The following is a 19578-nucleotide window of genomic DNA, read 5'->3' as shown; positions in this document are numbered from 1 at the left end:
CGAGTTCGTGGCCACCCCTCTCCCTAACCCTCCCCCACAAGGGGGGGGAACGCAGCTTGCTCGGAGAAGCAGTTACCCCTCCATCGCATTCAACCGCTGCAGCCGGTCCTGCATGACCTTCTTCAGATCGTAGCCGGGGTGGCGGAAGCTCGCGTCGCGGGTGGCGAGGAACTCATGTTGGGATTTGCGCAGATCGGCGGCCGAGCGCCGGCTCATCGAGCGCAATACGCGCTGATAGGCCTGGGCGAGCTGGCGGTCGAGCATGCCGAGCTGTGGATCGGCGCAGATCACCTTCTCCACCTCGCGCCTGGCATGGGCGCAATCGAATGACGGTCCGTTGCCGGAATTCGCAGCGAGCGGCTGCGGCGGGACGGCCCCGAACTTTGCGATCTCCGCGATCATGGTGCGGCGACCGTCCGCGGCGTTGGTGTTGCCGGGGTCGAGCCGCAGCGCCGTCTCGTAATCGGCCAGCGCCTTCCTGCGCTCGCCCATCTTGGTGTAGAGCACGGCGCGGTTGTTGTAGGCCTTCGCGAAGTCAGGATCGAGTTTCAGCGCGTCGTTGTAGTCGCTGAGCGCCGCGCCGAACTCGCCCTTGAACTGGTAGGAATCGCCGCGATTGGTGAAGAAGTTCGGCCGCGGCGCCAGCTGAAGCGCCTGGTTGTAGTCGACGATCGCCTTGTCGTAGTCTTTGGTCGCGGCATAGGAGAGCCCGCGATTGTCGTAAGATTCCGGCACTTTCGGATCGAGCCTGATCGCCTCGTCGTCATCGGCGATGGATTTGTCGAGCTGGCCGAGCTTCTTGTAGGCGGCGCCGCGATTGGTGTAGCTGCGCGGCCGGTTGGGATCGAGCCGCAGCGCCGCGCTGAGATCGCTCACCGCCTTGTCGTAGTCGCCGTTGAGATAAAAGGTTGCTCCGCGGTCGGACCAGGCCTGCGCATAATCCGGCTTCAGCTTGATCGCTTGGTCGTAATCGGCGAGCGCGCGGTCGAGTCGGTGCTGGTTGGTGTAGGCGACGCCGCGCTGTTCATAGGCTTCGGCATCTGTCGGATCGAGCTCAATCGCCTTGCTGAGATCGGACGCGGCGCGGTTGAGATCGCCGCCAGCCTCCCGCAACAAATTGCCGCGCAACCGCCAGGCGCTCGCGTTCTTGCCATCGAGCGCGATGGCGCGATCGATATCCCGCAACGCCTGCGTGAGACCGCCTGATATCCGCGCATTGGCATCGGCCCGAACCAGCAGCGCCGCGACGCGATCGGACGCCGGGTTCGAGCCCTGGTCGATGACGGCGCTGCATACCGAGATCAGGTCCGCAGGCGCAGCCTTGCTGCCCATCACGCAATCGGCTGCGGACGCCGGGGCGGCAAGCCACAGGCTGAGCGCCGCACCGAGAAGGAAGGCGCCCAGCCGACCATTTGCAATCGGGAATGCTTGCGCGCAAGAACGCGAGCCGCACATGGGGATAACTCCGTGACTCGGGTTTTCCGGTTGTCGCGGCGACGGGAGAGTGGGTTCAAAACGGGCCATTAACCTCTCCCGTGTGCGAGCAGCTCTGGCTGCTCTAACGGTCAATTCCCGTCGCCGCCGTTCAGCCGTTGCAGCCGCTCCTGCAGCGCCTTCCTCAGATCATATCCCGGCCGGCCAAACCCGGCGTTCCGGCGGGCGATGAAATCATCCTGATCGTGCTGGAGAGTCTTCGCCTGAGCCGGATCGCGCGCCGCGCGGACCGCGCGCGCATTGGCGGCATAAACCTCCCTATCGAGGTCCGCCAGTTCGCGATTTCCGCAGATCGCCTTTTCGACAGGGCGGTGCGCGCCTGCGCAGTTGAAGCTGGGCCTGCCGGCAACCGCCATCTGCGCGCCGATCCGCTCGATCTCGCGCGCCATCGCCTTGTGGTTGGCCTTGGCTTTTTCATGGTTCGGATCGATCCGGAGCGCCGCGCCGAAATCCAGCACCGCCTTGGGCTTGTCCCCCTTTTTCAGCCAGAGCTCGCCCCGCGCGTTGAAAACATCGGCGAGCGTGGGATCGAGCAGCAGCACGCGGCTGTCGTCGGCGATGGCGCGGTCGATCTGGTCATGACGCGCATAAAGCGCGCCGCGCGCGATCAGCGCCTTGATCAAGTCAGGCTTCACCGTCTTCTCGTTATCGATGACGGCGGCGCAGGCCGCACCTGCCTTGTCCGTATCATCGGCCGCAGCTGCGGAAAGGCATGAAGCGATGTCGACTTGCACGATTGCCGCCGGCTCGCCCCCGGCCGCAGCATCAGCCGCTCCAGCCAAGATCGCCAAGAGCGCCGAGAGCAGCGCTGCAGCCGACATCTGGATGAACTTTTGAAAACGCATGCTCGTTGCGCTCGGAAAGGCTTGCCTCGAGGCCGTATTATTCATCATACGACCCGGTCGGTGCTAGGTTGTGGCGCCGCTCACACCGGTTTTGGGGACCAATTTGTCGACATTCGAATGGATCATCGTGCTTCTGCTCGGCGCCGTTGCATTATCGGCGCTGGCGCGGCGGATCAAGGTCCCCTACCCGACCTTTCTTGCGATCGGCGGCGCGCTGATCGCCTTCGTGCCTGATAGCCCGACCTGGACGCTCGATCCGAATCTGGCATTGGCGCTTTTTGTCGCACCGGTACTGCTGGATGCCGCCTTCGACACCTCGCTGCGCGACCTGCGCAAGAACTGGGTTCCGGTCTCGACCCTGGTCGTGGCCGCGGTCGGCCTGACCACGGCCGGCGTCGCCTATGTCGCACATCGCCTCTTTCCGGACATGCCCTGGGCCGCCGCGGTGGCCCTCGGTGCGATCGTCGCACCGCCGGATGCCGCGGCTGCGGTCGCGATCCTGAGTCAGGTGAAGCTGCCCTACCGCATGGTCAAGGTGCTGGAGGGCGAGAGCCTGCTCAACGATGCCAGCGCGCTCCTGATCTATCGCATTGCGGTCGGCGCCGTCGTCATGGAGCACCTCAAATGGAGCGAGGTCGCGCCGACGATCGCGCTGGGGCTGGTCGGCAGCGTCGTCGCCGGACTTGTCGCGGGACGCATCATCCCGCTGTTCATGGAACGGGTGAAGGAAGCGCCGAGCGCGATCATCGTCCAGTTCGCCACCACCTTCCTGGTCTGGATCGCCGCCGAGCATCTCGGCCTCTCCGGCATCCTCACCATCGTCGTCTATGCCATGACGATCGCGCGCTCGGCAGGGCAACGCGTGCCGGCACGGCTGCGGGTGCCGTCCTATGCCGTATGGGAGACGATGGTGTTCGTGCTCAACGTGCTCGCCTTCATGCTGATCGGCATGCAGATGCGGCCGATCTGGACGCGGCTCGATACGGATGTGCGCTGGGAATATTGCGTGGCGGCGGCCTGGATTCTGGCCACGGTGATCCTGGTGCGGCTGGCCTGGATCACGTTCTACCGCACCACACTGCGCGTGCTGATGGCGAATGGGATCTATCACCCGAAGGATCCGAATCAGGTCGCTTCGCCGAAGGGCGGTCTCATCATCTCCTGGTGCGGCATGCGTGGCCTCGTCACGCTGGCGACCGCCTTCGCGCTGCCGGAGAACTTCCCTTATCGCGATTTCGTCGTCTTCATCGCCTTCGCGGTGGTGCTGGGCTCGCTGGTCATCCAGGGCCTGACGCTGCGGCCGCTGATCCTGGCCTTCGGTCTCAAGGACGACGACCCTGTCGGCATCGAGGTCGCGCGCGCCCGCGCCATCGCCTATCGCGCCGCGCTCGATGCCATCGAGGACGATCCCTCGGAGGAGGCTGAAATCCTCAGGCTCGAATACCGCGCCGTCCTGATGCAGGCCGACGATGATCCGCACGGCGGCATCGCCAACGGCGAGCTCCCCGCCGATCCCCTGCGCCGACGGGCGATCGAAGCCGCACGGAAATCGATCTTTGCCCTGCGCGCCACCGAAGTGATCGGCGACGACGCGTTTCACCGGATCGAGGAAGAATTGGATCGCGCGGAGTTGAGTGCGGGGGGATAGTCGTGGAGCGCGAGGCGAAGCTCACGCCCCCGCTTTGCACGTGATCCCGCCGTCGACCACGAGCTCGATCCCCGTGACATATTTCGACTCGTCCGACGCCAGGAACAGCGCGGCATTGGCGACATCGAACGCATCGCCCATATGGCCCATCGGCACCTGCGCATCGCGGGCGCGCCACATCGCCTCGACATCGCCCTTGGCGTAGCTCGCAGCCAAGCCTGCCGAATGCTCCACCATCGGCGTTTTCATCAGGCCGGGCAGGATCGCGTTCACCCGCACGTGATGCTTCGCGAACTCGATCGCTGTGGTGCGCGTCATCTGGTTCATCGCGGCCTTGGAGGTGCCGTAGGTGACGTAGGAGATCCCCATATGGCGGATCGAGGCGATCGAGGAGATGTTGATGATCGAGCCGCCGCCCTGCTTCACCATCACGGGGATGACGTGCTTCATGGCGAAATAGGCGCTCTTGAGATTGACGGAGAAGACGCGGTCCCAGCTTTCCTCGGTGACCTCGACCACGCTGCCCATCTCGGCGATGCCGACATTGTTGTCGAGCACGTCGATGCGGCCATAGGCCTTGAGACACGCCGCGACCATCACCTCGATGTCGCTCGCCCGCGAGACGTCGGCCGTGAATGCGACCGCCTTGCCGCCTTCGCCGGTGATGATCTCTGCGGTCTCCTCGGCAGCAGTGCGGTTGCGGTCGACGCAAAACACCTGCGCGCCTTCGCGCGCAAAGGTCACCGCGGTGGCCTTGCCGTTGCCCCAGCCGGGTCCGATCGAGCCGGCGCCCACCACCATCGCAACCTTGCCCTTGAGACGGTCCATCGCGTGTCTCCCGTGTCGTTTTTTGTTGGAGCCCGGATCTCTGCCGGCGCTCATCTTGTGGGGGCACCATCTCGCCGCACGGGGGGAGAGGGTGAGCCCCGTCACTGGCAACCCCTTACTGGAACGTCATGTCCAGGCACTTGGAGATGTCGGAACCGAGGCCGGAGGAGATGGTGATGCAGCCGCGGATCTTCTGCGCGGTCATATCGGCGGCCCAGACCGAATAGCCGCCGGGGCCGAAGAACGAGTTGGTGTTCGGCGGCTCGGTCTCCGTCGCGTCGAAATCGTAGTGACCGTCGGTCTCGAAGATGCGCGGCTTCTTGGTGCAGCCGCCGTCGGTCTGGACGTTGATGACTTCCTTGTTGTCGCGGGTCAGCGCCAGCGAGACCTGGCAGCGGAAATATTCCGAGGTCTTGGTATTGAAGAGATAGGTGTAGGACTTGCAGGTCGCGGTATTGAGCTTGCCCGGGGCAAGGCCGCGGCTGCACGAAATCCGCTGGTTGTGGCTGAGCTGGAAGTCGTCGGCCCGGGCGGCCGGCGCCAGCGCCGTCAGCGACATCAACGCGGCCCAGCAGAATTTAATGACATGACGCATTCGAATCACCCCCAGCACTATCTTTGGTCGTGTTGCGTTCTAGACTGAAAGCGGAACATAGTCGCGAGGGGACGAAGGGAAAATCACAAACTGCTGGGCAAGACGTGATGCGCTGCGGCGCCATCGCCGATTGACCCGGCTGCATCGTTCGTGATTTGTTCAAACGGGCACCACCGATGGTGGGGAGATGGATGATGGCATTTTCAATCAAGACATTTGCAGTTGCAGCGGCACTGGGCGCGCTCGCCGCGCCCGCTTTCGCGCAAAACACCGCGACGCCGTGGGAGCTCAAACCGGACACCGGCTATGCCTATGACAAGGAAGGCAAGACGTTTTCCTACAAGATGGGCACCAGCAATGCAGGTGAACTCCTGAAGGGCGCCAAGAAGGTGCCGAAGGGCACGCTGTTCTTCATCGGCCAGAACGGCCAGCTCTATATGCGCAGCGGGCAATATCTCGAAGGCGACGGCCGGTTCAAGTTCGGGCCGGATCAGTAGAGGGCGCGCCACACATATGGTGTCATCGCCCGGCCTTGACCGGGCGATCCAGTATTCCAGAGACACCCGTGAGACACGGAGAAGCCGCGGCGTAATGGATGCCCCGGTCAAGCCGGGGCATGACAGCAACTGCGAGTTAAAACGCCGCCGCGAGCTCCCTTGCGCCGGCATTGTTGCTGTTGCTGTCCATCCGCGCATCCGTCACCGCCAGCAGCTTGGCCACCGTGTCGTGGCGGATCGCGACCGGGTTGCGCTCATAGCCGCTGCGCTGGAAGAAGTTCGAGGTCGGCACCTGCTCGCGCATCGCCTGCGGCATCGTCACCATGTCCAGGCCGGTGCCGTCGCCGGTGAGGTTCATCATCTCGAGCTCGGCCGCGGTGAGTGGACGGGTGTAGCCCTTGGCGCGGGCGAACAGCACCGAGGTCAAGAGTTTGTGGGTTTGCAGCATCGGCCCGATGTCGATGTCGAGCACCATCGCATGCATGGCCCAGCCCTGCGCGGTGTCGCCGATCTTCTCGTGCTCCGACCAGGTGTCCGGCACCGACTTCGCATGCGCCACCATTTTCTTCAGAACGCCAAGCTTGTGCTCGAGCAACTGCCGCGTCGGCCCGGAGGAGCGCGCGATCTTGTCGGAGAGCGCGCGGATGAACTCATGCCCCTGCTCGGCGAGCAGCTCGACGCTGTTGGTGGTGAGCAGCTGGTTGTAGCCCATCGCGGTCGAGATCGCGCGCTTGCCACCATGCTCGATGCCGGCCTGCACGTCGAAATTGCCGGTGCCCCCCGTCTCGAACGAATAGACCCGCACCGCCTGCTCGCGCGTCAGCCCGGATGCGAGCGCGTAGCGCGCATAGGCACGCTTGAACTCGACCTCGGAGGTCGGCCGCTGCGGCGTGAATTGATAGAGATCCTGCGCTGCGCGCAAAAGATCGGAGGCGACCGGAAGCGCCTTGCGGGGAGGACGGCTCGGCGTTTCCTCCGGCTCCGGATTCACCGGCCGCTTCGGGCCGGTATAGACAGGCGGCTGCTCCAGCACGTAGTCGTCGAGCGTGATCTGCTGCCCACTGCGCCGCTTGGCGTTGCGGCCTTTCCGCTTCTCCGTGACCTGGCTCCAATAGGCGCCGGCCTCTTCGTCGAAGGCGCCACGGATCTGCTGATACTCCGCCAGCTTGCGGCGATATTCCAGCACGGCCGGCGATGCGCCGCCGCCTTGCGCGAAGAACTGCGACAGCAGCTGGGCGTTCGCATTGCGAACGGCGGATGGCAGCGCGTCGGACTCGCCGCCACGCGCGGCGGGAACGAGCAGGACCAGCGCGAGTGGAACCAGCGCCAGATATGTTCGAATCGAATGATGCATGCTGCCCTCTTAGCAGGCATCAGGTAACCGTCACGTTAACACGCCGTTTACCATCTCATTTCCAGGCGAACACCGGCTGTTCCAGGTCGGTGACGCGGGTCTGCCGCCCGGCCAGCACCTCGCGGAACTGGTAGATGAGCGCCGCGGTCGGTGCGTGGATCAGGCTCATCTGGTGATGGAAGCGGATCACGCGGCGACTGCTCTCGGGTATCGCAGTGAAGTCGAAGGCATCATCGCGCTCGATCGTGTCGAGCGCGATGCGATGGACCGAGGCGACCTCGTCCGGGTTCGGCACGATGGCGGCGCTCTCGTCGGCCCAGACCACGACCGGCGTGATCAGATAACCGGAGCGCGTCGGATAGTCGTCGAGGAGACCAAGCACGGCGTCAGGTGCAAGCCTGAGCGCGAGTTCTTCCTCGAGCTCGCGCAATGCTGCCTCCACCGGCGTCTCGCCGGCGTCGCAGCGACCACCGGGCAGCGCCCACTGGCCGCGATGGGCGCGCAGGCTCGATGCGCGCGTGGTCAGCAGAAATGCCGTGTCGCGACCGTCATTGGATGCGGTCAGCGCGAGCACCACCGCGGCGCGCTTCAGCGCCGATGGTGCGGCGACATCAGGCAGCCGCGCAAATCCAGCGCAGGCCTCTGCGATATTCCGTCTGGTGGCATCGCCGAAAGCTCTCATGATGCTTGACTACACCAGGACCGCGCTCGATGAAACGAGGAGAGATCAAGCGTTGCGAGGATGGACGGGGCGATGACGAGCAAGACGGCCGCAAAGCTCAAATCCGAGGGTTGGAGCATCCTGGAGACCACGGGCTTCATGCACCTGGTCGGTCCCCTGTGGGAGCGCAAGGTCGACGGCCACTACGAATTCGCGCTCGCGACCGAAGACAAGCACCACAACCGCCGCGGCATGGTCCAGGGCGGCGTGATGATGACCTTTGCGGACCGCACCTGCGGCATGAGCGCCCGTTATGTCTGCGGCAAGGAGTACATGGCCACGGTGCAGCTCGACACGCATTTCGTCGAGGCCGGCCAGATCGGCGACATCCTGATCTCCCGCCCCCGCGTGGTGCGCTCGACCCGCAGCCTGATCTTCATGAGCACCGAGGTCACCGTCGACGGCCGCTGCGTGGTGATGGCGAACGGCGTGTTCAAGATCCTGAAAGGGCCGGAATAGGCGCACGCTTGAGCTGCCGCCGCTCCCTCCACGTCATTGCGGAGCGAAGCAATCCAGCATCTCTCCGCGGATGCATTTCTGGATTGCTTCGCTGCGCTCGCAATGACGGACGCGGCTGGCTAAGGTGGCCCGCCAACAAGCCTCGAGGAAACAGCCCATGCAATACCGCCAACTCGGCCGCAGCGGCCTGAAGGTCTCGCCGATCTGCCTGGGCACCATGATGTTCGGCGGCCCGACGGATGAGGCGGCTTCGCACCGGATCATTGCCAAGGCTTACGAGGCCGGTGTCAATTTCATTGACACGGCGGACGCCTATTCGAAGGGCGCGTCCGAGGAAGTCGTCGGCCGCGCGATCGGCAACGTCAGGCACGCCTGGGTGCTCGCGACGAAACTCGCCAATCCCATGAACACTGGTACGGGGAACGATCCCAATCGCGTCGGACTATCGCGACGCTGGGTGTTGCAGGCGGCGGACGAAAGCCTGAAGCGGCTCGGCACCGACTACATCGACATCTACTATCTACACAAGGAAGACCATGCGACGCCGCTGGAGGAGACGGTGCGCGCGATGGGCGATCTGATCCGATCAGGCAAGATCCGCTACTTCGGCGTCTCCAACTACCGTGCCTGGCGCGTCGCCGAGATCTGCAACATCTGCGACCGGCTCGGCATCGACCGCCCCGTGGCGAGCCAGCCCTATTACAACGCGATGAACCGCATGCCCGAGGTCGAGCACTTTCCGGCCTGCGCCTATTACGGCCTCGGCGTCGTGCCCTATAGCCCGCTGGCGCGCGGCGTGCTCACCGGCAAGTACAAGCCCGATGCAGCGCCGGACAAGGAGACGCGCGCCGGCCGCAATGACCTCAGGATGATGCAGACGGAATGGCGGCCGGAATCGCTTGAGCTCGCGCAGGAGATCAAGACTCACGCCGAGAAGAACGGCATCACCGCCGGCCAATTCGCGGTCGCCTGGGTGCTCAATTCCGGTTTCGTCTCCTCGATCGTCGCCGGCCCGCGCACCGAGGAGCAGTGGGACGGCTATATCCGCGCGCTCGACTACCGCTTCACCGCGGAGGACGAGGCGTTGATCGACCGGCTGGTCGTGCCGGGGCATCCCTCGACGCCGGGCTACAACGACCCCGCCTATCCGATCGAGGGACGCCGCGCGCGAACGGCGTGAGAGCGGGAGACGACAATGGCGATTGAAGACCGCTACGGTCTGCCACTTTCGACCTCGTCGCATGAGGCGGCGTCCGCCTATCGCGAGGGCGTCGATCTCATGCTCTCGGGCTGGACCGGCACGGCGGAAACGCTGGAGCGCGCCATCGCGGCCGATCCGGATTTCGCGCTGGCCCACATCGCCCGCGCCCGCGTGCACGCATTCTATCAGCAGGGCGATCTTGCACGGAGCAAAGCCGCCTCGGCGCGCGAGCTCGTCGCCGTGAGCGGCACCGCGCGGGAGCGCTCGCATGTCGAGACGCTGGCGCTCGCGATCGAGGGACGCGGCCCCGATGCGATCGCAGCGGTGTTCAAACACATCGAAAGCTGGCCGCGCGACGCCGTGGTCCTATCGCTGCCGCTCGGCGCGTTCGGCCTGTTCGCCTTCTCCGGAATGGCCGATCACGACCGCGCGCGGCATGAACTCTGCGAGCGCGTCGCGCGTCATTACGGCGAGGACTGGTGGTTTCTCACCATGTCCGGCTGGGCGATGACCGAGAATGGCGACGTCGCGCGCGGCCGCGCTGTGACCGAGCGCGGCTTCGATCTGCGTCGGGCCAACGCCCACGCCGCACACGCCGTGCTGCATGCGATGTTCGAGGATGGCTCGATTGAGGACGCAGACCGGCTCGTCGACGAATGGATTCCCAGCTATGACCGCGCCGGAATCCTGCACGGCCATATTCGCTGGCACCAGGCGCTCGGCGCACTCGAGCACGGCGATGCGGCCCGAGCGCTGGAAATCTATGCCGACGTGCTGCAGCCCTCCGCCACGCAGGCGCCGGCGCTCAACGTCATCACCGACAGCGCCTCGCTGCTCTGGCGCCTGTCGGCCTATGGCCACGCCGTGCCGAAGCCGCTCTGGGTCGAGGCCGACGTCACCGCACAAAAACTGTTCCCGAAATCAGGCCTCGCCTTCGCCGACGTCCATATGGCGTTGTTTGCGGCCGCGACGCAAAATCACGGAGCGCTCGCGACGCGCCTTGCCGCGATCGAACAGCGCCTTGCCGACGGCAAGCTGCCGGCAGGCCCCGTTGTGCCGGCGATCTGTCGCGCGCTGGCAGCCTTCGCGAACGAGAATTACGCCGCTTGCGTGCGTGAGCTCTCACCTGTCCTCACCGACGTCGTGCGCATCGGCGGCAGTCACGCCCAGCGCGAGCTGATCGAGGACACCTTCCTCGTCGCCCTGATGCGCAGCGGCGAGCTGCCACGCGCCCGAAGCCTACTCGACGCCCGCCTGCACCGCCGCCCATCCTTGCGCGATACGCGCTGGCAGGCTGCGATGGCTTGAGGCAGGATGGACACAACGCGGCCGGAGAACGCCCATGACCGAGATCGTTACGTTGGAGTCTCTCGCGGCGCGGGTTACGCCGGGCCAGTCGCTGGCAATTCCCGTCGACGGCTCGGGCGTGGCGATGACGGCGACCGCGGCGCTGTTGGAGGCCGGAGTCCGCGACCTCAAGCTGATCTGCGTGCCGATCTCAGGCCTGCAGGCCGATCTCCTGATCGGCGCCGGCGCGGTCGCCTCGCTGGAAACCAGCGCGGTGTCGCTGGGCGAGGCCGGCGCCGCGCCGCGCTTCACCGCCGGCATCAAGAGCCGCGCCTTCACGATGCGCGACTCCACCTGCCCGGCGATCTATGCCGGCCTGCTCGCCGCTCAGAAAGGCGTGCCGTTCATGCCGATCGCCGGCATCATCGGCAGCGATCTGCTCAACGTGCGGTCCGATTGGCAGGTGATCGACAGTCCCATCGGCGAGGCGCGCAAGGTGGTCGTGGTGCCCGCGATCTCGCCTGACGTTGCGCTGTTTCACGCACCCGAAGCCGACCGCGACGGCAATGTCCGCATCGGCCGGCATCGCGAGCTCGCCGACCTCGCTTATGCGTCGAAGCGCACGCTGGTCACCGTGGAGCGCATCATCGATCGCAATCTGTTGGATGGCGAGGATTCCGCTGCCGGTGTGCTGCCTTCGCTCTATGTCGACACCATCGCCGTCGCCGAACGCGGCGCCTGGCCGCTGGCGCTGTGGGACGAATATCCGGCCGACGAGGCCGAGATTGCGCGCTACGCCGCGATGGCGCGCAGCGAGGACGGCTTTCGCGCCTACCTCTCGGCCTTCCTGACCCATCGCAGGCAGGTGGCGTGATGTCAGCCGAGCGCGAGCGGCGCGAGATCCTGATTGCGACCATTGCCGATCTGCTCGACGGCATCCGTCACGTCGCCGTCGGCGCGTCGTCGCCGATCCCTGCGGCCGGGGCCATGCTGCTGCGCGCCCGCAACGAGCTCCGTGGCAAGCCGCCGGTGCGCATCTCGATCCTGGGATCGCGGGCGCATAGTTTCTTCACCAATGGCGGCATCGAGCTGTTCGACTGTGCCGCGCAAGGCCGGGTCGACGCCTTCTTCCTCGGCGGGGGCCAGATCGACGGCGAGGGCAACATCAACCTGGTCGGCACCGGCGATTATCCCGCGAGCCAGGTGCGCTGGCCCGGCTCGTTCGGCTCGGCCTATCTCTACCATCTCGTGCCGCGCGTGATCCTGTTTCGCGAGGAGCATTCGCCGCGCGTGTTCGTCCCCAAGGTCGATTTCGTCAGCGCGCGTGCCATGACGCCTGAGGTGCCGCGCCGCGGCGGGCCACATGCGCTGCTGACCAACATGGCACTGTTCGACTTCGATCGCGAGGCAGGCGGCTTCGCCTTGCGCTCCGTGCACCCGCCCTTCACCCCGGCCGACATCAGGGAGAACACGGGCTTCGCCTATCAGGAGCCGGACGTCGTGCGCGAGACCCCGCGGCCGGATGCCGCGACGCTGGCGCTGCTGCGCGGGCGGATTTTCGATGAGCTTGCCGAGACTTATCCGGCTTTTGCACGGACCATGAAGCAGGCGGCATGAGGCCTGCTTCCTTGCTGCCACGAAAAAAACATCGGCTTGGCGGCAAGTGCCTGCTAGCACGGGTTGGGGCGGGCGGTCAGGGCGAATCGCCGATGGGTGGCGCGGTGGTATTCCAGACGGGCTTGGCCGGACACTTGACGGAGCAAACGGGATCGCAACCAGTTTGCGATTTGACGGTTCGTGGATGGAACTTCCGCCCGTCCGTGGCCCGCTGGCACATGAGCCTGACGATGCGCCGCCACGGACTGGTTTTGGCTGCCTCTCTCATTGCTCTCGCAAGTCCTTGTTCGGCCGAATCTTCCACCACGGTCCCGGTGAACAATCCGCCGGCGCAACAGAATTCACTTGTCGACATGCTGGCTCTGATGTCGGGCCACTGCAAGACGCTGAAGGTCGCCGGGCGTCCCTTTGCCTGCAAGACCGTGGCCTTCGCCCACGACGACAAGGGCCGGGTCAATTTCGCCGTCGCCGTCGACGACCCCAGCGACGAGAACCACGTCGTGTCCTTCTCCGGCCAGAACGGCAAGCGGGCCGACGACAATTCGTATGAGCTGCCGATTGACCGCATGCTGCTCAACTCCAAGCACAGGCCAAAGGTTGACGGCCTGCCGGTCCCGGCTGCGCAGACCTCCACCGGCACCTGCCGCCAGACCGGCAATTTCGCCGCCAGGAAGGTGAATGACGTCACCTGCTCTGCGACCGACAGCGAAGGCCGGACGTATGAATTGCTGTTCGTCTCCGACGGCACGCCAGTCAGTGTGCGCCGGATCAGGCAATCCTCGCCGTCGGTGCAGGATCCGTTCAGGTAACGACGTCATTCATCGCCGACGTGAATGATCACGGCCATGCACTGGAGCGCTTCATGACGCGCGATCGCCTGTTTCTGCTGCGCCAGGGTTTCGAAGACCCTGCGCTTCCCGGCCGCCGCTTCTTTTGCTGGCACTGCGCACTGATCGAGGGCGTGCTCGCCTCGTTTCCAGCGCTGGCCGAAAAACTCGACGTCGAGCGCATCGCCTGGCCGAAGCCGCGGCGAGAGGTGATCGCACTGGTCGGCGAGGAGAACCAGTGGCTGCCGCTGCTGGTGCTGGCGGATGGAGCGACATCGCCGCATCAGACCGGCAGTCATCGGGGACAGGCGTTCATCAACGACAAGGACGCCATCCTTGCCGCGCTGTCGGAGCGCCACGGCTTCCCCGAGCCGCATCCGTAGAGCTCGTCCCGAAACGAGGGATAATCGGCATTGCCTGCGCCAGCGAGCGCCTCGCATACTCGGCACGCCAGCCCGGAATCCCTCGCCATGCGCAATCCCCTTCCCGCTCTCATCGTCGTCGACGTGCAACGCGCATTCGACGAATGGCAGGCGGCGGGCAAGCGGCGCAACAATCCGGATGCGGTGGCGCGCATCGCCGATCTGCTCGCGGCATTCAGGACGAGCGGCGCGCCGATCTTCCACATCCGACACGAAGGCACCAAGCCGAACTCGACGTTTTTGCCGTCGCGCACCGGATACGCCGTCATCGACGAGGCCCGCGAGCAGGCGGGCGAGCCCGTCATCGTCAAGCGCGTCAACAGTGCGTTCATCGGCACCGACCTCGAGACGCGCCTGCGCGCAAGCGATATCGCCGCGCTCGTGATCTGCGGCGCCACCACCAATCATTGCGTGGAGACGACGACGCGGATGGCCGGCAATCTCGGCTTCGAGACGGCGCTCGTGCGCGACGCAACCTGGACATTCGACCGCATCGGCCCCGATGGCGAGGCGCATTCGGCCGAATCCATTCACGCGATGACGCTGTCTAATCTCAACGGTGAATTCGCCCGCATCGTGACCACGAGCGAAATCGTCGCCTCGCTCGCAGCCGTGCGACAATAAATCTCGGCGCGATTGGTCGTCGCTCGTCTGCGTCGTTTCGACGCCCGCTCTCGCCGGAACGCCAGCAACACCCATCTGTTGTCACTCGACATCTCAACTGGAGTGATGACATGAAGTATCTCTTTGTCGCGATGGCCATCGGCGCTGCTGCGCTCAACGCGTCAGCAGCCAACGCGGCCGGCGGCGAGAAGCCCAAGCCGAACGCGCGCCTGAGCCAATCGACCGATATCAGCGCGCAGCACAGGCATGGCCATCACGGTCATCGCCAACACCATTGGCGCCCGCATCACCACGGCTATTATCGTCCGCACTATCGCTACGGCTATTACCCGCGGCATCACGGCTATTACGGTGGCGGCCCCTACGGCTATTACGGCGGCGGCCCCGGCGTGACATTCAGCTTCGGCGGAGGCCGCTGGTGAGACAAAAGGCCCGCAGAGATGCGGGCTTTCTTTCTCATTCCCGCAAGATCATTCCCGCAGTCTCCATTCCGCTCGCGAGGGCAGCCTCCACCGTTCCCATGTCGCGACCGCGATAGAGCGCCTCGCCGGAAAACAGCACAGGGCCGTCGGCGCGCGCGAGACGCTCTTGCGCCGCGCGGCTCATAGGCGCCACGGGCAAACGGATCGTGCGCCCAATTGGCAGCCGCGGCCGCAACGACCTCCCGCGCGATATCCTCGCGGGACAGGCCGAAGATGGCTGCGAGGGAGTCGATCCCGATGCCGATCAGACCTTGCGGATCGAGATGCGACAGCTCCGCCGTTCGCGGACCGCCGAACCATCCCGTGAGCACGGGATGCTGATCCGGCTGCCGTGTCCACCACACCGGAATCGTCGCGTCGGACAGCAGGAAGAGCATGTCGGATAAGTCCTGCCTCTGCTCGCGCCACCATGGCCGCGTGAACCGCAGCAGGATCTTGATGACACTTCCGAAGCCGATATCGTCCGAGGCGGCTGCCTTTGCACGCGCGGCTGGTGGCAGCGCGATCTCGCGCAGCAGCGGCAGCGGCACGGTGAGGATCACGCGATCGCAACCGTGCGTCTCGCCGGCCGCACGGACAGCGACCTTGCCGCCGCTCTGCTCGATCGAGGTGACCACGGCGCTGAAATGAATTGCAACGCCAGACCTGCGGCACTCCGCCGCTAAAAAGTCGACCAGGCCGCCATAGCCGCCATCGATCCGCGCCTGGGTCGCGTGTCCGTCATTCATCCATTCGTCGCGCAGCGCCAGTGTCGAGGCGCGCTCGGGGTCGGCCGCGTCATAGCCTTCGACCATGCGCTCGACCGCGTGCCGCAAACGCGCATACTCCGGTCCCGCGAAATGCCGGCGCAGGAAATCGGCGACGGTGATATCCCCGGTCAGATCCTTCACCGCGGCATGAAGTTGTTCGTCATAAGGATCGCGCCGGTTTTCCCGCGAGAATTCCGTGCCGTCGAAGCTCCATTGCGCGCCGCCGATGGTTCGCACGGTCAGCGCGGCCTCTCGCGCGAGCCGGCGCGTGAGCGGCGCCTCGCCATGGACGAATTCGGCACCAAGGTCGGCGGGATAGCCGAACTTGGCTGCCGGCAGCGGATGGATGCGGCCGCCGCAACGCTCCCGCGCCTCCAGGATCGTGACCCGTTTGCCGCCGCGGGCGAGCACGCGCGCCGCCATCAGGCCGGCTGCGCCCGCGCCGACGATGACGATATGCTCTGGCCTGTCGGACATGCTGCTATTGGCGCGCGGGTTCGTTCTGGATGAGATAGCGCAGCAGCAACACGCCGCCGCCGAGTTGTCGCGTGCTCTCCAGCGTCAACGCAGTCAGTGGCGCGCGTTTGTCGCCGTCGGCTTCGTTCGAATCAAACACGAAGGGTGCGCCCCTGGCGCCATCGATGGCGGGACTGAGGATCAGATTGAATTCGTCGATCAGGCCTGCGCGCAGGAACGCGCCATTGGCGACGCCGCCGCCTTCCACCAGCAGACGTTTTACGCCAAGCTCGCGATTGAGAATCTCGACCGTCAAGGCGAGGTCGATCTCGGATTTGCCGGCAAACATATACGACACCCCGTCGTCGCGGAGCCCCGCAAGGTGCGAGTCCGGCACGCTCTCGGTCAGCACCACCACAACAGGATCGCCGCCAATGTCGGAGCGGCCCCAGCCGATCTTGCCGCGCGCGTCGAGCACGACCCCATAAGATTTAGCGTCACGCCGCACGAACCAGTTTTCGCGCGGCAGCTTCTCACTCGTGTCGGGATAGGGCTTTCCCCTGGCGAACTCCGAGCCGGTGACGCGGCCGATCACCCAGGCATCACCGCCGAGCTCGTCATGGATCTTCTCGAACCAGTCGGTGCCGGCGCCCTTCGGACGCCAGCGGCTGGGGTGGGTGCGGCCGTCGAGGCTCGCATGCATCAGACAGATGACGTAGGGCTTCATATGAATTCTCCATACCCGCATGTCACGCCGGGTTGCCGCCTTCTCGTGATCGTCCGGCGCCCGGTCTTTTACGATGGCCGCGTCTGCATGATCAGCCCGGTCGCCGGCGCGGCAGCATTAGCACAAGGGCAGCGCGACGGGGGCGGATGCGCCATTCAGAACAAGGCTGCGAAGCTCGTACTTATCGAAATTACCCACCGTCTGGCCAGTGATCCCGAGAAAGGGTCCGTCGCATTCCTCGGGAAGCGTTGATGGGCACCACGCTTACTTCGCCCATCGGCGTCAGGAACAAGGAGCCCGGGCAAAGCGCGAAATTCTTCATATGAACTTCTTGAGGGCGCTTGCGGCGATCCGCAGGTCGTTGAACATCGTCAAAAACTGGAACGAGAGGACAAAAAAACCCGCATAAAACGGACCTTTACTCCTTTTTTCGGCGGCCCTTACGAAGGGTGCGAGCTTGCCGGCAATAATTGGCGCGATGAAGGAGGCGACGACCACGCCGATGACTGCACCACCGATCACGTCGCTCGCATAATGATATCCTGCAAATATGCGTGGCATGCAAATCACGAGGAGTGACCAGGTGTATGCCGCAAGCCCCAGCCGCTTCGAGAGAAGCCACAGCGCGGTCGAGAGGGCGAAATACACCGCCGCATGGTCGCTCGGAAATGAGCTCCAATGCTCCAAGACGGTATCTTCGGGCGTGATCCCCAAGGGCGGTATGAAGGCGGGATCACCGGCGTGGAGCGGACGGACCCTTTCGGGAAGAGCATCCTGAATTGCCCGGGAGAGCGCTCCCGCAATGAACATTGCGACGAAGCCCTCGAGGATCGCGTGGCGGTTTTCAGTCTCGTTAACGCTGAACCACAGCAGCCACAACAGGGCAAAGAGGGGTAGCGTCTTGAAAGTAGGAAGGGAGAGGAGCTGGATGATGATTTTGTTGAGCAACACGGATTGCTGTGCCCAATGGGACGTCAACCCCACCACATACTGATCAAAACTGTCCATCAATGTGCTTTCCTGAATATCGAGAACACCACGTCATAACAGAATGGCTTCAACCCGAATTAACCCATGATCACGACCGCCGCGTTATGACTTAGAACCAACAGCGGACGAAGGCATAGGGGTGATCAGGTGACGTCGCGAAGCGCGTAATGACAATGGTTCCAACGAGTGTCTGCCGCTTGCGCGACGAGTGTGGCAATGAGAATGGCAAATCCCATCTTGCCATGAAAATAGCCGCGGGTTCAAATACGTTGAACATAGCGCGAGAAGCCAGACAGAACAGAAGTCGGTAAGGATCGTAGGCTGACGGCCCGACTTTTCCGAGCTTGGCCGGTCGAACAAGCAAAAGGCAATGGAGGAGGAAGACATGCTGCGTTCAGTCTTGTTATTCGCAACAGCAGCCGTGATGATAACGCCGACCGCGGTGCTGGCGGACAACAAATCCGATTGTCAGAAGGGTCTTGAGATGATCAAGGCAGAACTGAAGAAGAAACATCCGGCTCCGGTGATCGCAACCTTGCGCAAGGCGCTGAGCGGTGCCGAGACCGAGGTGGTAGAGGAAGATTGGCCCGAATGCATGGACTACGTAAAGACCGCGCGTGCTGCGCTCAAGCAATGAGCGCTACGATCCACGGCAATGGCGCTATGGCTGCGCGCATTGCAACCGAGCACAAAGCCCCTCGTCGGTATCGCTATCGAGGATCGAATGGGTAGCCGACCAACACCTGCTGAGTTCATTGTGGCCCAGAAATATTTCAAAGTATTCATTGCCCCTCGGCCTTAACCGGCGGGTTCTGCGTGCCTTGGACGCTCTGGCTCAGCGACGCCAGCGCGGTCCTGAGGTCGTCAGAGACCGGCGCAAGCCCCTTGATCTCTTCGAAGGCTTGGAAGACGCGCTCATTCGCTGATTTCTCGAATGGTTCGAAGCCGTCAGAGATGCGCGTTCCACCTCCAAGAACGAGGGCAGCAGCGATCGGTCCGAGCACGAGGATTGTGGTCCAGACGCCGAGTCTATGCTTGTTGCTGTGTTGCTGAAGTGTGGAAGATGGCTGCACAAGGTGGTTGTTGGCCATTGTCGTAGCTCTCGGCGAGTGCATGATCACCGATACTCGCGAACAACGGCAGACCAGGCGACTGCTATTAAGTGGTAACCTGCTTGTGTTTGCGGGCCTTCGCGTCTGAAAGGGTCCTCCTAGGTCGCCATGGATTTTGCGGGGCCCTGACGTCACACCGGAGTAGTTACAAGCGCGCGGTCGCGCGGGGCGGGAGCGGCCCTGGCCTCCAGATGAAATGGACTGGAAACTCTCGACGCCGTGGACGGCTGCCCATCAAGGCTTCCCGGTGAGGCGCTTTTCAAGCTGCAGCGTTCGCTGGACCAGGTCATCCAATTCAAACGACTGGGAGTCGAGGAATGCGACGGACCCATTATCGGGATCGCTGGCCAGACGATGGGTCTCGCTCAAATGATGCTTGAGCCAGGCCCTCTGCTCTTGCTGCAATTGCGCCCGCTTCTCGTCCGCGGACCCGTGCAGAAGCCTCTGATAGGCGGCATTCAGTCGCGCATCCCACTTGCCGATTTCGACTTTGCCGCAATCCAGCATCTTCGAGGAAACGCCATTGGCCTCGGCCGTGCACGCGTCGAACTCCGCGCGCTGCTGCGCGCTTGAAGGACATGCGGCGATCGAGAGGACGGCTCCCAGCACGAGAGATGATTTCCAGACCATTGTAGCCGTCCCC

The 19578-nt window shown here is 64.2% G+C and carries 22 protein-coding genes and 1 pseudogene; 12 read left to right on the top strand and 11 right to left on the bottom strand.

Annotated features, from left to right (window positions below):
• Positions 1-72 precede the first annotated feature (72 nt).
• Complete coding sequence (locus BM222_RS03905; RefSeq protein ID WP_092226966.1) at positions 73-1455, bottom strand: tetratricopeptide repeat protein; 1383 nt, start codon at positions 1453-1455, stop codon at positions 73-75.
• Between the two features lie 110 nt (positions 1456-1565).
• The gene (locus BM222_RS03900) at positions 1566-2339 is read right to left on the bottom strand and encodes a hypothetical protein (RefSeq protein WP_177242995.1); all 774 of its coding nucleotides are present in this window, start codon (positions 2337-2339) and stop codon (positions 1566-1568) included.
• 70 nt (positions 2340-2409) lie between these two features.
• Here BM222_RS03900 and BM222_RS03895 point away from each other — a divergent pair, with 70 nt between their 5' ends.
• The gene (locus tag BM222_RS03895; RefSeq protein WP_092226964.1) at positions 2410-3987 is read left to right on the top strand and encodes a cation:proton antiporter; all 1578 of its coding nucleotides are present in this window, start codon (positions 2410-2412) and stop codon (positions 3985-3987) included.
• A 21-nt stretch (positions 3988-4008) separates the two neighbouring features.
• On the opposite strand, the gene BM222_RS03890 is transcribed toward BM222_RS03895, so the two are convergent.
• Together BM222_RS03890 and BM222_RS03885 are read right to left on the bottom strand one after the other, a co-directional pair.
• Positions 4009-4815: an SDR family NAD(P)-dependent oxidoreductase gene (locus tag BM222_RS03890; protein ID WP_092226963.1), complete on the bottom strand. Its 807-nt coding sequence runs from the start codon at positions 4813-4815 to the stop codon at positions 4009-4011.
• Between the two features lie 115 nt (positions 4816-4930).
• On the bottom strand, positions 4931-5410 hold the full coding sequence (locus BM222_RS03885; protein WP_092226962.1) for a hypothetical protein: 480 nt from the start codon (positions 5408-5410) through the stop codon (positions 4931-4933).
• Between the two features lie 194 nt (positions 5411-5604).
• On the opposite strand from BM222_RS03885, the gene BM222_RS03880 reads away from it, so the two are divergent.
• Complete coding sequence (locus BM222_RS03880; protein ID WP_092227274.1) at positions 5605-5907, top strand: hypothetical protein; 303 nt, start codon at positions 5605-5607, stop codon at positions 5905-5907.
• Between the two features lie 136 nt (positions 5908-6043).
• On the opposite strand, the gene BM222_RS03875 is transcribed toward BM222_RS03880, so the two are convergent.
• The gene (locus BM222_RS03875; RefSeq protein WP_092226961.1) at positions 6044-7261 is read right to left on the bottom strand and encodes a hypothetical protein; all 1218 of its coding nucleotides are present in this window, start codon (positions 7259-7261) and stop codon (positions 6044-6046) included.
• Positions 7262-7316: 55 nt separating this feature from the next.
• The gene (locus BM222_RS03870) at positions 7317-7946 is read right to left on the bottom strand and encodes an NUDIX hydrolase (RefSeq protein WP_092226960.1); all 630 of its coding nucleotides are present in this window, start codon (positions 7944-7946) and stop codon (positions 7317-7319) included.
• Positions 7947-8015: 69 nt separating this feature from the next.
• Here BM222_RS03870 and BM222_RS03865 point away from each other — a divergent pair, with 69 nt between their 5' ends.
• From BM222_RS03865 to BM222_RS03825, 9 genes are all read left to right on the top strand, one after another.
• The gene (locus BM222_RS03865) at positions 8016-8441 is read left to right on the top strand and encodes a PaaI family thioesterase (protein WP_177242993.1); all 426 of its coding nucleotides are present in this window, start codon (positions 8016-8018) and stop codon (positions 8439-8441) included.
• 157 nt (positions 8442-8598) lie between these two features.
• Complete coding sequence (locus BM222_RS03860; RefSeq protein ID WP_092226958.1) at positions 8599-9621, top strand: aldo/keto reductase; 1023 nt, start codon at positions 8599-8601, stop codon at positions 9619-9621.
• 15 nt (positions 9622-9636) lie between these two features.
• The gene (locus tag BM222_RS03855) at positions 9637-10950 is read left to right on the top strand and encodes a tetratricopeptide repeat protein (protein ID WP_092226957.1); all 1314 of its coding nucleotides are present in this window, start codon (positions 9637-9639) and stop codon (positions 10948-10950) included.
• A 34-nt stretch (positions 10951-10984) separates the two neighbouring features.
• Positions 10985-11803, top strand: a complete 819-nt coding sequence (locus BM222_RS03850) for a CoA transferase subunit A (RefSeq protein ID WP_092226956.1) — start codon at positions 10985-10987, stop codon at positions 11801-11803.
• On the top strand, positions 11803-12546 hold the full coding sequence (locus tag BM222_RS03845) for a CoA-transferase (protein WP_092226955.1): 744 nt from the start codon (positions 11803-11805) through the stop codon (positions 12544-12546). Before BM222_RS03850 ends, BM222_RS03845 begins: the two co-directional genes overlap by 1 nt.
• A gap of 230 nt (positions 12547-12776) precedes the next feature.
• Positions 12777-13355: a hypothetical protein gene (locus BM222_RS03840; protein WP_092227273.1), complete on the top strand. Its 579-nt coding sequence runs from the start codon at positions 12777-12779 to the stop codon at positions 13353-13355.
• A gap of 53 nt (positions 13356-13408) precedes the next feature.
• Positions 13409-13756 (top strand): DUF3088 domain-containing protein, encoded by a 348-nt coding sequence (locus tag BM222_RS03835; protein WP_092227272.1) that lies wholly within the window; start codon positions 13409-13411, stop codon positions 13754-13756.
• Positions 13757-13843: 87 nt separating this feature from the next.
• The gene (locus BM222_RS03830) at positions 13844-14419 is read left to right on the top strand and encodes a cysteine hydrolase family protein (RefSeq protein WP_092226954.1); all 576 of its coding nucleotides are present in this window, start codon (positions 13844-13846) and stop codon (positions 14417-14419) included.
• Between the two features lie 110 nt (positions 14420-14529).
• On the top strand, positions 14530-14841 hold the full coding sequence (locus BM222_RS03825; RefSeq protein ID WP_092226953.1) for a hypothetical protein: 312 nt from the start codon (positions 14530-14532) through the stop codon (positions 14839-14841).
• 34 nt (positions 14842-14875) lie between these two features.
• Here the strand turns inward: BM222_RS03825 and BM222_RS03820 are convergent.
• The 3 genes and pseudogenes from BM222_RS03820 to BM222_RS03810 form a co-directional block, all read right to left on the bottom strand.
• Positions 14876-16127: pseudogene (locus BM222_RS03820) on the bottom strand (flavin monoamine oxidase family protein).
• 4 nt (positions 16128-16131) lie between these two features.
• The gene (locus BM222_RS03815; protein WP_092226952.1) at positions 16132-16833 is read right to left on the bottom strand and encodes a RibD family protein; all 702 of its coding nucleotides are present in this window, start codon (positions 16831-16833) and stop codon (positions 16132-16134) included.
• 318 nt (positions 16834-17151) lie between these two features.
• Positions 17152-17841, bottom strand: a complete 690-nt coding sequence (locus tag BM222_RS03810; protein ID WP_092226951.1) for a phosphatase PAP2 family protein — start codon at positions 17839-17841, stop codon at positions 17152-17154.
• A gap of 367 nt (positions 17842-18208) precedes the next feature.
• Between BM222_RS03810 and BM222_RS03805 the strand changes: the two genes are divergently transcribed.
• Complete coding sequence (locus BM222_RS03805) at positions 18209-18460, top strand: histidine kinase (protein ID WP_143105894.1); 252 nt, start codon at positions 18209-18211, stop codon at positions 18458-18460.
• A 145-nt stretch (positions 18461-18605) separates the two neighbouring features.
• Here BM222_RS03805 and BM222_RS03800 read toward each other — a convergent pair whose 3' ends face one another.
• Together BM222_RS03800 and BM222_RS03795 are read right to left on the bottom strand one after the other, a co-directional pair.
• A complete protein-coding gene (locus tag BM222_RS03800; RefSeq protein ID WP_092227271.1) occupies positions 18606-18914 on the bottom strand; it encodes a hypothetical protein in 309 nt (102 codons plus the stop codon).
• A 255-nt stretch (positions 18915-19169) separates the two neighbouring features.
• Positions 19170-19565, bottom strand: a complete 396-nt coding sequence (locus BM222_RS03795) for a lysozyme inhibitor LprI family protein (RefSeq protein WP_092226949.1) — start codon at positions 19563-19565, stop codon at positions 19170-19172.
• Positions 19566-19578: the final 13 nt, after the last annotated feature.

This window comes from Bradyrhizobium sp. Gha, from assembly GCF_900113735.1.
Classification (GTDB): domain Bacteria; phylum Pseudomonadota; class Alphaproteobacteria; order Rhizobiales; family Xanthobacteraceae; genus Bradyrhizobium.
The sequence above is the reverse complement of the archived record's forward strand: the minus strand, read 5'-3'. Positions and strand labels throughout refer to the sequence as shown.